The sequence below is a fragment of the Demequina sp. genome, assembly GCF_016278775.1.
Taxonomy (GTDB): domain Bacteria; phylum Actinomycetota; class Actinomycetes; order Actinomycetales; family Demequinaceae; genus Demequina.
The window spans coordinates 17,262-29,189 of the sequence record NZ_JADQBF010000075.1 but is presented as its reverse complement, the minus strand read 5'-3'; the positions used below and the strand labels follow the sequence as shown (position 1 = coordinate 29,189).

The window sequence follows — 11,928 nt, the reverse complement described above, 5'->3', positions numbered from 1 at the left end:
GCTCAATGGTAGAGCCTCAGTCTTCCAAACTGATGGTGCGGGTTCGATTCCCGTCGCCCGCTCCACGCGTCGCCGCGTCAGGCGACTACGCGAGCCGGCTACATCAGCCCGATGACCAGTCCCGCCACCGCAAGTGCCACCGTGTCGTGTGCCGCGTCTATCAGAGTCACCAGGGGCCTGCGAATGGCAAAGCCATTGTGAAGCGCGTGCGCTCCTCCGCGAAAGACGAGCCCCACCATCGCGCCGAACACGAGACCCTGCCACGCCCCTGAAACGTCCGCGGCCGCCATGAGCACCGCGAGAAGAATCACCCCGAGCAGGTTCGCCGCGGCGGTCCCCCCAAACGCAGTTCCCATATCGGCTTCGCGCATCTGCTCGTCGGTGATGCCTGCCGCTCTCTTCCACGGGTTGAAGAAACCCTGCGGGGAGTACCAGAACCACCCCAGGCCGAAAGACAAGGCGAACGCCAACGCGACGGCCCACCAGTTGATGGCACCGAGTTCGAACCACTCCACAGCACCCTCCTATCTGACGGCCCGACTCTCGACGGCGTTCGCGATGTCCTCCAGGTCGTCGACGAGAGCCTGCTTGGTGGCCTTCGCGCCAAGTTTACCGAACACCGTCCACGCCACACGCTTGGCGGCGGAGGTCGCCTCCGTCTCGGCGCTGAACTCCACGCGCAGGCGGGTCCCCAGGGACGAAGGGTGGAGCGAGTACTCGGTGCGGTACAGCGTGCCATGCGATTCGGCCTCGTGGACCGCGCGCCTGGGCGGGTCCGCAAGAGTAATCGTGAGTGTCTCGCGCTCGGTCTTGCCGAAGAGGCGCCGGTCTTCGATCCACGACACCCCCACGTCGTACCCCTGTCCAGAGACGCGCTCGATGCGCTCGACCGAGCGAAGCACCTTGGGCGTGCGGTCGAGGTCGGTGAGCACCGCCCATACTTCGGCCGCCTCCGCGAGGATCTCGCGTTGCGCCTCCACCTTGTGTGCTGCCATCGGCCACCTCATTGTGATGCGTCGACAAAAAGAAGAATCGCTGAACAATCTAGCCCTGCTTGCGCCCCCAGAGAAGGGGGCAGCTCCAACTGGGACGTCTCCAGAAACGCCAGCCAGATGCCCAAACCGCCACAAACCGCGCGAGTTGCGCGGGTGGTCACACGAGCGGCGGCACCACGACACCGGACCAAACCCGCTCAACGACGTGCCGCGGCCCACGGGGACGCCTCGCCGACAGTGGCGCGCCCCTTGGACTCCGTTCGACTAGTCCTGCCGTCTGCCAAGGGAGTCGAGGTACGACTGAATCACCGCCATCCCCGTTGCATGGGCCTGCGCTTCGCGGGCCTTCACCGGCGCCAGAATCGCCTCGATGCGCTCTGGGTACCTGGCGGCGAGCTCGGCCGTCATCGACGTGGTCTCCAGCGTCTGCTCGATGCGGTAAAGCACGCCGCCATCAACAACCGTCGTGCTGCGCACGGTAGTGGCGACAGTGTTGAACGCCTCGTGCCGGTCGGTGAAGGTGTAGCCAGGCACGATATGGAGCAGTTCGGACTCCGACACGAGGTGGGTGCCACGATCGGTTATCCACTTGCGTTCGATCACACAGCCCGCGGTCTGCCACACCCCAGAGACCACGGTCAGCGACAAGAGCCTGTGATCGAATGCGACGTGAGCCTCACGGTCGCCGAACCATCCCCACAACGTGTCAAGATCCGTGGCGAACACGTGCTCATACATGCGCGTCGTGCGAAACCACTCGGTCACGTCAACCCCCTCCAACGCGAGGGCGCTTGCCCAACGCGTGCGTGCCCGCTAGCCTACCGATGAACCCTTGGAGGCATTCAGATGAGCAGTGTGAGCACCGTCGCCGTTGCGACCGCTCCCGCCGTCATGCCCAAGGGTGTCATGTGCAGCTGTGCCTGCTGCTGTCTCTAGAGCGCTTACCAGCCCCGCGCCCGCACAGGGTGCCAGCCGTGAGCGCTCGCCCCGGTATCACATCTCGATACGTGTGTGTTTGCACGCATAGACCCCTTTCCACCACCCCACGCAAAGGAAAACCATGGCCCGCATTTACGATGACGCGACCAAGCTCATCGGCAACACTCCCCTCGTCCGCATCAACGCCCTCAACGAAGGTTCGAGCGCCACCGTGCTCGCCAAGCTTGAGTTCTACAACCCCGCCAACTCGGTGAAGGACCGCCTTGGCGTCGCGATTGTCGACGCCGCCGAGGCGTCTGGCGAGCTCAAGCCAGGCGGCACCATCGTCGAGGCGACGTCAGGCAACACCGGTATCGCGCTCGCCATGGTGGGCGCAGCCCGCGGCTACAACGTCGTGCTCACGATGCCAGAGACGATGTCGAAGGAGCGTCGCGCACTCTTGCGTGCCTTCGGCGCCGAGTTGATCCTCACCCCCGGGCCAGGCGGCATGCAGGGAGCGGTCGACGCGGCCGACGAGGTGGCAGCTCAGCGTCCTGGTTCCGTTCTCGCCCGCCAGTTTGCCAATGAAGCGAACCCGGAAATTCACCGCAAGACCACCGCGGTCGAGATTTGGGACGACACAGACGGCGCGGTCGACATCGTCATCGCCGGTATCGGCACTGGCGGAACCATTACCGGTGTGGGTGAGGTGCTCAAGGCCAAGAAGCCGAGCGTCCAGATCATCGGCGTCGAGCCTGCGGAGAGCCCCATCCTCAACGGCGGTGCGCCAGGCCCCCACAAGATCCAGGGCATCGGCGCAAACTTTGTGCCAGAGGTGCTCAACACCGCGATCTACGACGAGATCATCGACGTCGACTCCGAGACCGCAGTGGCAACGGCCCGCGCGGCCGCTCGCAAGGAGGGGCTGCTCGTCGGGATCTCGTCCGGCGCGGCAATCCACGCGGCCACGGAGGTGGCGAAGCGTCCAGAGAACGCGGGCAAGACGATCGTGGTGATTATCCCGTCGTTCGGCGAGCGGTATCTCAGCTCGATCCTCTACGCCGACCTGATGGACTGATAGCGAACATCCACGGCCCACACGCCACCCGGAGGCATCACATGACTGAACGCATGACCCCTTGGGCCCTCGCCCGCGAAGACGTGGCGACGGCCAACCGTCGCGACCCCGCGTGCCCTGGACCTTGGGTGGTCTCGCTCAGTTACCAGGGCGTTCACGCCATGTGGTACTACCGGGTGGCGCACCGTTGGTGGCGCAAAGGTCACCGCTCCTGGGCGCGACTGCTCTCGCAATTCGCGCGCCGCCGCACGGGAATTGAGATTCACCCGGGGGCCCTGATAGGCCGTCGAGTCTTCATTGATCACGGCATGGGAGTCGTGATCGGCGAGACCGCGGTGGTGGGCAACGACGTGTTGCTGTTCCACGGCGTAACGCTCGGCGGAACGACCATGAGCCACGGCAAGCGACACCCGACAGTGGGCGACCGCGTCGTGGTGGGCGCAGGGGCGAAGATCCTGGGTCCGGTGTACGTCGGCTGCGACGCGAGGATCGGCGCCAACGCCGTGGTGGTGAAGGATGTGCCAAACGGGGCGACGGCCGTGGGCATTCCTGCGGTCATTCGCGAGCACCCCAACTACCTGGAGGCGCACACCGCGGCCTCAAGCGTTGACGACGGCGCTGCTCACGTGCGCGTCGAACACGACGAGCAGCGCGAGCCCGCCATGTACTACATCTAGAGCGTGCCGTTCTAGCGTCGCGTCGCGCTACGAGATCATTGCGCGCAACATCCATGCTTGCTTGGCGTGAGACAACAGGCGCTCGGTGATGAGGTCTGCAGTGCCCGAGTGCCCCATCTCGGGGGCCTTCGTCATGACTGCTCCTTCACTTGCGTGGTGAAGGGCGGGCTGGGTGCCTGTCCATCTATCCTACAAACGTCCGCCGATGCGAGTTCCGGGTGTGACACCCGCCAGGAATGGCGGACCAAGGATCGAGGTTGAGTATCTGTATGAGCACTGACGACGTGATCGACACCACCGGCGACGCTTGTCCCTTGCCGCGCGCTGATCAAGCCCCCACGGACGACGCCCTCGCCGACATTCTGGCGCAGGCGCACTCCGTCGCGGTCGTCGGAGCCTCGCCAGACCCCATGCGCACGTCACACGCCATTGCGACGTGGCTCATGAACAACACACCATACGAGCTGTACTTGGTCAATCCCCACGGCGGGGACGCCGACATCGAGGGGCATGGCTTCTACGCGTCGTTGTCTGAACTTCCCGTAGCGCCCGACATTGTGGTGGTCTTCCGCCGCGCCGCAGAGGTCCCGCCCATTGCCAATGCGGCAGTCGAGGCGGACGCCAGCGTCTTGTGGCTCCAACTCGGCATCGAGAACCCCGTCGCTGCGGCGAGCGCCAAGGCTGCGGGCCTGGGTGTGGTGCAGAACCGCTGCATCAAGGTCGAGTACGCCCGCCTGCGAGAGCGCATCGAGGCAACGCCCGCGTCCTAGTACGCTGCGGTGCCCTCACCGGCGTGGCGCGCTGCGTTGCCCGGTGGCATGATCTAGCCATGACTGTGCCCGCTGGATACCGCCTCGTAGACATGCCCTTCTCGCGACGCGACGAGATGCTGTCCGTTGACGAGTGGGCGTTCGCCATGACACACCCAGAAGGAACTCAGACGGCAGTCGAGGCGGGCATCGATTGGGACCGCTGCCGCGGCATCGAGGCTGTCGATAGTCGGGCGTCCTCGGCAAGCGAAGTCGCCGCCGTCCACTCGTCCTATGGCTACTCGATGCGCGTTCCAGGAGGCACCGTGCCGACGTCTGGACTGACGTGGGTAGGGGTCCAGCCCGCGCATCGAAGGCGCGGTTTGCTGCGGGCGATGATCGACGACCACTTCGCGCGTTCTCTGGCGAGAGGCGAGGTCGTGAGCACGCTCGTGGCCGCCGAGACGAAGATCTACCAGCGGTTCGGCTACGGACTCGCGTGCCCGTCTTACAAGATGACGATGCCCAGAGGCGCGACATTCCGCGAGGTCGCAGGCTCCGACGATCTGCGCGTGCGGTTCGAAGACGCCGATGTGGCGCGCCATGCCCCCGTCGTGCGCGCAATACTGGCGCGGGATCCCCGGCCGGGCGCGATGGTCGAGATGGGCGAGGCGCTGATGGCGTCGCAGTTCGCGGACCCCGAGGCCCTCCGGGAGGGCCAAGAGCGCAAACGGATCGTGATCGTGGAGGACGAGCACGGCCCCGCCGCGTTCGCCCTGTTTCGGCGCAAGCTCAGCTGGGGCGATACTGGCGCTAACGGCACCGGGTCGACCGAGCAGTGGGCGGCCGTCACCCCCGCCGCATCGCGGCGGTTGTGGTCGGTCCTGGCCGACCTTGACCTCTTGACCTCGTTCAGCGCGACGTGCCTTCCGCTCGACGATCCGGCTGTCTTGCTCGCGGACGACGTGCGCGCACTGGGGCTCAAGGCACAGGACCACGTGTGGTTGCGGATCCTCGACCTCCCGGCAGCGCTCACGGCACGGACATACGGCGCGGACCTGGACGTCGCAGTTCAGGTGACTGACAACGTCGTCCCCCAGAACGACGCCGTGTGGCACATGACTGTCGAAGCGGGCATCGCGAGGGTGACTCGCGCCGCAGACGGCGCACAGGCGGACCTCAGGATCAGCATGCAAGACCTATCGGCCGCCTATCTGGGCGGTACCACGATCGACTCCCTGAAAGGGGCAGGGCTGGTTGAGGAGGCGACCGCTGGCGCCGCGACCACACTCAGCAGTGCGTTCCGCTCGCCGATGGCGCCGCGGAGTTCGTTCTCGTTCTAGGCCCGGTCGCGACCGGCTTCGTAGGCCGCGAGTTGGTCGATCCGTCGCTGGTGGCGCTCGTCGCCAGAGAACGGTTCTGCAAGGAACGCCTCGACCAGCTCCACGGACTCTTCTAGCGAGTGCTGACGCCACCCAATCGCGACCACGTTGGCGTCGTTGTGAGCCCGACCCAACTTCGCGGTGTCGATGCTCCACGCGAGTGCCGCTCGCACGCCGGGAACCTTGTTGGCCGCGATCTGTTCGCCGTTTCCGGATCCTCCCAGGACGATTCCCAACGAGCCCGGCTCGGCCACGACGGCCTCGCCCGCGGAGAAGCAGAACGACGGATAGTCGTCTAGCGGGTCATACTCGAAGGCGCCGTGGTCGACAACGTCGTGCCCCTCGGCGGCAAGGTGAGTGAGCAGATGCTCCTTGAACTCGTAACCCGCGTGGTCCGCGGCAAGGTGGATGCGCATCGTCACATCATGCCAGTCGCCTCCGGCGCCCGGCGACCCCCACGCGAGCCGCCACGATCCTAGGCCCCCGGCACGGGCGGAAGTCGCTTGAGCATCTTGAACGAGGTGGTGGTGTAGCCCAGCGAGTCGTACAGCGCCTTGGCCCCTGTGTTGAAGCCGAAGACGCTCAGGCCGACGCTCGTGGCGCCGTGAGCTGCGGCCAACTTCTCGCCGAGTAGCAGCGCCGCGCGCGCATAGCCCTTGCCGCGCTGAGCCTCATCGACGAACACATCCCACACCCACCATTCCTCCGTGGTACCCGTCGCGGAGGGGCCGATCCACAAGTAGCCAACAGGGGCACCGTCGTCGGCGCGAATCTCCAAGAGGTGATGTCCGGGCAGCGGTGAACCGCCTGGGAAGTAGGTCTCGATGTCTCGCTCGGCGCCCAGCCGCGCCTCTTCATCGTCACGCCCGAGCGCAATCAAGTCGGCGGCGTACTCCCTCGTCGCATGACTCAAGAACCAGTCGTATCGCGCCGCAGGCATCTCTTCAAGCGTCACGGTCATGGCGCCACGATAGTCCTCGCCAGGAGCGAAACCTTGGCGTGGCGGGCTCTCCTGACACCTAGGGTGGGCACATGACTCAGCGCGGCATCGATCCCTCGACCCTTTCCGACACGATTCGGCCACACGACGACTTCTTCCGGTACGTCAACGGGCCGTGGCTTGAGACTCACAAGATTCCCGACGACCGGGCCGCGGACGGCGCGTTCTACGCGCTTCACGACCAAGCTGAGAAGCAAGTCCGCGCCATCATCGAAGAGTCACCTCGCGACGCACTCACCGGCGCGCTCTACGCGAGTTTCATGGAAACCGACACCGTCGACGCCCTTGGCGCCAGGCCGATCGAACCCGATCTCGCTGCCGTGGACGCCGCCGCCACCCACGAAGAACTCGCCGCCACGATCGGCGCCCTGCAGAGGTCGGGAGTGGGAGGCGTCGTCGGCTACGAGGTGTTCGCCGACAAGTCAGAGCCAGACCGCAACGTCGTCTACCTCTTCCAGTCTGGCATCGGCCTTCCAGACGAGGCGTTCTACCGCGAAGACGCGCACGCCGAGGTGCGCGAGAAGTACGTGGCTCACCTGGGGCGCATGTCGGAGTTGACGGGAGTCGACTTCGACCCGTCGACCATTCTCGCGTTGGAGACCGCCATCGCGGCGCATCACTGGGACGTCGTGAAGTCCCGTGAGGCCGACTTGACCCACAACCCCACCACCCTTGCCACGCTGGAAGAAACGGCCGGCGGATTTCCGTGGCGCCTGTGGGCCAACGCCATCGGCATGCCTGACGCCGCTCACGACATTCTCATCGCGTACGAACCCAGCTTCTTCGAGGGACTGAGCAGTGTCTTCCCTGTGACCAGCCTTGATCACTGGAAGCAGTGGCTGCGGTGGCGCATCGTCGCGTCGCGCTCCGCGTACCTGAGCCAAGAGATCTCGCGAGCGAACTTCGAGTTCTACGGCACCGTGCTGTCAGGAGCCCCTCAGCAGCGCGAACGCTGGAAGCGTGGCGTCCAGTTCGTCGAGGGCTGCGTGGGCGAGCTCGTGGGTCAGTTGTACGTCGCCCGCCACTTCCCCCCTGAGTACAAGGAGGAGATGGACCTGTTGGTGGCGCACCTGATCGCCGCCTACCGCGAGTCCATCACGTCACTCGAGTGGATGACACCTGAGACGCGCCAACGCGCCCTCACCAAACTGGACCAGTTCACCCCCAAGATCGGCTATCCGGAGAAGTGGCGCGACTACTCGGCGCTCGAGGCAAGCGCCGACGACCTCGTGGGTAACGTGCGGGCGTCTTCCCGCTTCGACCACGATTGGGAATGGTCGAAGATCGGCAAGCCCGTTGACCGCACCGAATGGCTGATGACTCCTCAGACGGTCAACGCGTACTACCTGCAGACCGCCAACGAGATCGTGTTCCCTGCCGCGATCCTGCAGCCGCCGTTCTTCAATCCGGAGGCCGACGCCGCGGTCAACTTTGGCGGCATCGGCGCCGTGATCGGCCATGAGATCGGCCACGGCTTCGACGACCAAGGTTCCAAGTACGACGGCACTGGCCGCCTGGACAACTGGTGGACGGAGGCTGACCGTGAGGCGTTCACGGAGCGCGCCAAGGTGCTCATCGACCAATACGACGGCTACTCCCCCGAACAGTTGGGTGACGAATACACGGTCAACGGCGCCTTGACGGTCGGCGAGAACATCGGCGACCTCGCCGGTGTGGAAATCGCCCTCAAGGCACTCAAGATCGCCGCAGGCCAGCCCCTCGAGGAGGTACCACTCGTCGACGGTTTCACGGCCGTGCAGCGCTACTTCATCGCGTATGCGCTCACTGAGCGCACCAAGCGCAGGGACGAGGCGCTCATGACGCAGATCACCACGGACCCGCACTCTCCAGAGGAGTTCAGAATCAACGGCGTGGTGCGCAACATGGACGCCTGGTATTCCGCGTTTGGGGTGGGCGAGGACGACGCCTTGTGGCTTGAGCCCGAGCGCCGCGTGAGGATCTGGTGACGGCTCCGGACGCCTAGGACAGGCTCGCTAGCGACGGACCGCGGAATCGGCGAGCAGAGCTCGCAACGACTTCTCTCGGCGAACAAGCTCGCTCGGACGCCCACGGCCAGCGCTGTCTGGTCGGGACGAGCGGCGCACTCGCGCCCCAGATAGCGCCGCGACTCGCTCGTCGATGTACATCGGCAACAGTGTCAACGCCGCGAGGGTGCCAACCTCGTCGCTTGCCGCGCCCCGCGCGTCGGCCGTGTCCCTGGTGGCGCTGCCAGTGATGCGCAATGCCGGGGCAGCGGCGGCCGGAACGGGGTCGGAGCCGGGCACCGCCGGTGCCGCCAGGTCCGGCCGACAACCGAGGCGACCGGACTGACTACGAGCCCCGGCACCGTGGTCTGACGTCACGCACGGCGTCGAGGACGTCACGGCTGGCGGGGCCGTCGCCACCCACGCCGACGCGACGGAGGTCGAGCCTCCCGGCGTAGTGACGCGCACGCTCACCCACCCCGGCTCCACGGCACCGGGCGCGACGCGCAGGTGGTCACTCGCCGCATCGATCTCGAAGACCCCGTCGCCGTCGAGGTCCCACGCGTAAGTGACCTCGCCGGGTCCGTGCGAGCCCCGCGCGGTCAGTGCCACTTTCGTGCCCAGCGCCACGTAGGGGCCGCCCGCCCACGCGTGGGGTGCGTTCGCCGCATTCTCGAGGACGGCGACCAGCCGTTCCCACACGGTCGATTGTGTGAGCACCGCGAGATCTGCACCTGCACCGTGTGGGCCCGCCGCCGTCGCTTCGCCCTGCGCCACCGCTGGCGGCACGTCAACCTCATGAGCGTTGACGGACACCGGGCGTCCCTGCTGGGATCCGCTCCACACCGGCGCCGCGTCGGTCAGACTCAGCGCGGCATCCCCGATGAAGATGGACTGGGCGGACGCGTTCCATCTGGCCTGGAGTTGCACGGACGATGCTGGCAACCACGGCGAGTCCGACGTAGTGCTGAGCGCCGCGAGCGCCTCGCCGGGATCTGCGGCGTACGCGATCACCCGTCGTTCCACGCGAATCCCGTCGCCCGCCACGCGTTGCTCGATCACCGACACCCGAGCACCACCCCAAAGCGCAGGCTCGGCCAGCGCAGACTCGACAGCGGACCGAGCGGCATCGCGCTCGTCAACAACCAGCGCGAGATCGCGAGCTGGGCTGTGGCTACCTGTCGCCCCGAAGTCTCCGAACGTCGCCGCGTACTGCGCGATGCTCTCGTGCCCCTCGGGCTTGAGGTGGTACCACTCATCGCGTTCGGTGGTCTCAAGAAACTCATACATCCACCGATCGGGATTCGCGAAGCCAGGGCGGGCGTCCGGCTCGTGGCCGTCGAACATCAGCGGCACCTCATCCATGAGCGTGACGAAGCCCTTGCCAAACCTCGCATTGGCTTCAGCGACCGCGTCACGCTGCGCCTCGAGGCCCTCTTGAGACAGCGCCGCCAGTTGCTCTGCCACGGGATAGGTGCTGACTCCCGACAGCCCTGCGGAGGTGATGCGCAGATCGTCGCTGACCTCGAGGCCTGGGTAGGCGGCGTAGCCCACCTTCGTGTTCCCCTCCGACGCCCTGGAAATCTCTTCGAAGACCCCGAGAAGGTCGTCCGCGAACTGCTCCGTCGCGTAGTTCCTGGCAGCCCCAATGGCGTCCGCACACGTATCGGCGTTGGCCACGATGAGGCACTCGCGGGCGATGTCCGGGAAGCGCACGTCGTTCCCGCCCACCGTCATCAGCACCAGATCGACGTCGGGGTTGACCGCCGCCGACTGCGCGGTGAGCCAGCGCTCGCATGCGACCGACACGCGCGCCGAGCCGTCTGGTAGCGGCGATCGATTCACCGTCGACACGAAGTACTCCTCGGTGTCCGGCTCCGGTGTGCACCGAGGTTCAGTGGTCGCCCACTCGACATAGAACTGGTCGTCGCGCGGCGCGTCGGCCGGTTCCGCCTCCGGGTAGGTGACAACCCTGGTGTCCCTCATGGAGCGATCGTTGATCATCGCGCCAGTGGAAGCGGCCGAGCACGCGCGGTTGAGCAGGGTGACCGCATAGCCCTGACCCTCCATGATGCGCGCGTATTGCTCGCCCCATGTGCCCGTGCTGCGCATGCATCGCTCTGGCCCGTAGTAGGCGGCGTTTCCGGCATCGTCGCGCGCGCCGTTTCCGGCCGTGTACGAGTCGCCCATGAGGAGTACCGTCAGGGGCTGCGACTGCTGTGGGGCGACAGAGGCGTTCACCACACGCGAGATCTCGTCGTGTTCTGAGGCGCTCGAAGAGAAGGCGGCTGAGCCGCCCAGAATGCCGAACAACGCCACTACCGCGGCGCCGCCGACAGCATAGTTAGCCCGCAACGCCCTAACCCCCGAGTCAGGGGCCCAATGGGCCCACTTCGACGGTAAGAAATTGCCCCCAGAAGCGGTAGCCCCATTTATGGGGTATTTCCGATTGGTGTGGATAATCTCACATCAGGCACAAGAACAGCCCGTCATCCCTGGTAAGTAGGCATTCTTGGCGCACCGTGGACACGATCCGCGCAAGCAGAACCCTCGTAGAACCACACGGTGCGCACCGCGACGACTCGCCAACGCGCTGCCCGACGGGTCAAGCGCCGCCGCACACCTCGTGACACACTATGGGCCGTGAATGCTGCAATTGCCATGCCGTCGATTGCCTTCTTCGAGCCCCGCATCCCCGAGAACACGGGTGCCGCCATACGGCTCTCTGCGTGCACGGGAGCCCCGTTGCGGCTTATCGAACCGCTCGGATTCTCTCTCGAGGAGTCGCGGCTCAGGCGCGCGGGCCTGGACTATCACGACCTGGCGACGGTCACAGTGCACGCCTCGTTTGCCGCCCTGTGCGACGAGTTGCCTGATGCCCGAGTCTTCGCGTTCACTGGCCAGGCGCGGGCGCGCTTCACCGACGTGGAGTATGCGGCCGGAGACGTGTTGCTCTTCGGTCCAGAGCCCGCGGGTCTGCCCGATGAGGTTCTCGCAGACCCCCGAATCACCGCGGCCGTTCGGATCCCGATGCTGCCGCAGCGGCGCTCGCTCAACCTGTCCAATGCGGCAGCCATCGCGATCTACGAGGCGGCCAGGCAGTTGGGGTTCACCGGTCAGGTCTAGAGCGGCCCCTCCGACCGC

At 66.0% G+C, this 11,928-nt stretch carries 12 protein-coding genes; 6 read left to right on the top strand and 6 right to left on the bottom strand.

Annotated elements, in window-relative coordinates; all coding sequences use genetic code 11:
* Positions 1-98 precede the first annotated feature (98 nt).
* From QZZ33_RS08935 to QZZ33_RS08925, 3 genes are all read right to left on the bottom strand, one after another.
* A complete protein-coding gene (locus tag QZZ33_RS08935) occupies positions 99-515 on the bottom strand; it encodes a DUF1761 domain-containing protein (RefSeq protein WP_291379514.1) in 417 nt (138 codons plus the stop codon).
* A 9-nt stretch (positions 516-524) separates the two neighbouring features.
* Positions 525-995, bottom strand: a complete 471-nt coding sequence (locus QZZ33_RS08930; RefSeq protein ID WP_291379513.1) for an SRPBCC family protein — start codon at positions 993-995, stop codon at positions 525-527.
* Positions 996-1,259: 264 nt separating this feature from the next.
* Complete coding sequence (locus tag QZZ33_RS08925) at positions 1,260-1,760, bottom strand: hypothetical protein (RefSeq protein ID WP_291379511.1); 501 nt, start codon at positions 1,758-1,760, stop codon at positions 1,260-1,262.
* A 295-nt stretch (positions 1,761-2,055) separates the two neighbouring features.
* Between QZZ33_RS08925 and cysK the strand changes: the two genes are divergently transcribed.
* From cysK to QZZ33_RS08905, 4 genes are all read left to right on the top strand, one after another.
* Positions 2,056-2,991 carry a cysteine synthase A gene (cysK, locus tag QZZ33_RS08920; RefSeq protein ID WP_291379509.1) on the top strand — a complete coding sequence of 312 codons (936 nt, stop codon included), beginning with the start codon at positions 2,056-2,058 and terminating at the stop codon, positions 2,989-2,991.
* Between the two features lie 41 nt (positions 2,992-3,032).
* Positions 3,033-3,668 carry a serine O-acetyltransferase gene (gene cysE, locus QZZ33_RS08915; protein WP_291379507.1) on the top strand — a complete coding sequence of 212 codons (636 nt, stop codon included), beginning with the start codon at positions 3,033-3,035 and terminating at the stop codon, positions 3,666-3,668.
* Positions 3,669-3,937: 269 nt separating this feature from the next.
* Entirely contained in the window at positions 3,938-4,438 is a 501-nt protein-coding gene (locus QZZ33_RS08910) for a CoA-binding protein (protein WP_291379505.1), read from the top strand.
* A gap of 59 nt (positions 4,439-4,497) precedes the next feature.
* The gene (locus tag QZZ33_RS08905; RefSeq protein ID WP_291379503.1) at positions 4,498-5,760 is read left to right on the top strand and encodes a GNAT family N-acetyltransferase; all 1,263 of its coding nucleotides are present in this window, start codon (positions 4,498-4,500) and stop codon (positions 5,758-5,760) included.
* Here QZZ33_RS08905 and QZZ33_RS08900 read toward each other — a convergent pair.
* Together QZZ33_RS08900 and QZZ33_RS08895 are read right to left on the bottom strand one after the other, a co-directional pair.
* A complete protein-coding gene (locus tag QZZ33_RS08900) occupies positions 5,757-6,215 on the bottom strand; it encodes a ribose-5-phosphate isomerase (protein WP_291379501.1) in 459 nt (152 codons plus the stop codon). The genes QZZ33_RS08905 and QZZ33_RS08900 overlap by 4 nt on opposite strands.
* 59 nt (positions 6,216-6,274) lie before the next feature.
* Complete coding sequence (locus QZZ33_RS08895; protein ID WP_291379499.1) at positions 6,275-6,760, bottom strand: GNAT family N-acetyltransferase; 486 nt, start codon at positions 6,758-6,760, stop codon at positions 6,275-6,277.
* A gap of 71 nt (positions 6,761-6,831) precedes the next feature.
* On the opposite strand from QZZ33_RS08895, the gene QZZ33_RS08890 reads away from it, so the two are divergent.
* Positions 6,832-8,766, top strand: a complete 1,935-nt coding sequence (locus tag QZZ33_RS08890; protein ID WP_291379498.1) for a M13-type metalloendopeptidase — start codon at positions 6,832-6,834, stop codon at positions 8,764-8,766.
* Between the two features lie 27 nt (positions 8,767-8,793).
* Here the strand turns inward: QZZ33_RS08890 and QZZ33_RS08885 are convergent, their stop codons facing one another.
* A complete protein-coding gene (locus QZZ33_RS08885) occupies positions 8,794-11,139 on the bottom strand; it encodes a hypothetical protein (RefSeq protein ID WP_291379496.1) in 2,346 nt (781 codons plus the stop codon).
* 306 nt (positions 11,140-11,445) lie between these two features.
* Here QZZ33_RS08885 and QZZ33_RS08880 point away from each other — a divergent pair, with 306 nt between their 5' ends.
* Positions 11,446-11,910, top strand: a complete 465-nt coding sequence (locus QZZ33_RS08880) for a tRNA (cytidine(34)-2'-O)-methyltransferase (RefSeq protein WP_291379518.1) — start codon at positions 11,446-11,448, stop codon at positions 11,908-11,910.
* Positions 11,911-11,928: the final 18 nt, after the last annotated feature.

What these genes read in the sequence shown, in the direction of transcription:
- QZZ33_RS08890 (WP_291379498.1), top strand. Translation starts at nt 6,832, where the DNA reads ATGACTCAGCGCGGCATCGATCCCTCGACCCTTTCCGACACGATTCGG.
- QZZ33_RS08930 (WP_291379513.1), bottom strand. Translation starts at nt 995, where the DNA reads ATGGCAGCACACAAGGTGGAGGCGCAACGCGAGATCCTCGCGGAGGCG.
- cysE (WP_291379507.1), top strand. Translation starts at nt 3,033, where the DNA reads ATGACTGAACGCATGACCCCTTGGGCCCTCGCCCGCGAAGACGTGGCG.
- QZZ33_RS08895 (WP_291379499.1), bottom strand. Translation starts at nt 6,760, where the DNA reads ATGACCGTGACGCTTGAAGAGATGCCTGCGGCGCGATACGACTGGTTC.
- QZZ33_RS08910 (WP_291379505.1), top strand. Translation starts at nt 3,938, where the DNA reads ATGAGCACTGACGACGTGATCGACACCACCGGCGACGCTTGTCCCTTG.
- QZZ33_RS08880 (WP_291379518.1), top strand. Translation starts at nt 11,446, where the DNA reads ATGCCGTCGATTGCCTTCTTCGAGCCCCGCATCCCCGAGAACACGGGT.
- cysK (WP_291379509.1), top strand. Translation starts at nt 2,056, where the DNA reads ATGGCCCGCATTTACGATGACGCGACCAAGCTCATCGGCAACACTCCC.
- QZZ33_RS08900 (WP_291379501.1), bottom strand. Translation starts at nt 6,215, where the DNA reads ATGCGCATCCACCTTGCCGCGGACCACGCGGGTTACGAGTTCAAGGAG.
- QZZ33_RS08905 (WP_291379503.1), top strand. Translation starts at nt 4,498, where the DNA reads ATGACTGTGCCCGCTGGATACCGCCTCGTAGACATGCCCTTCTCGCGA.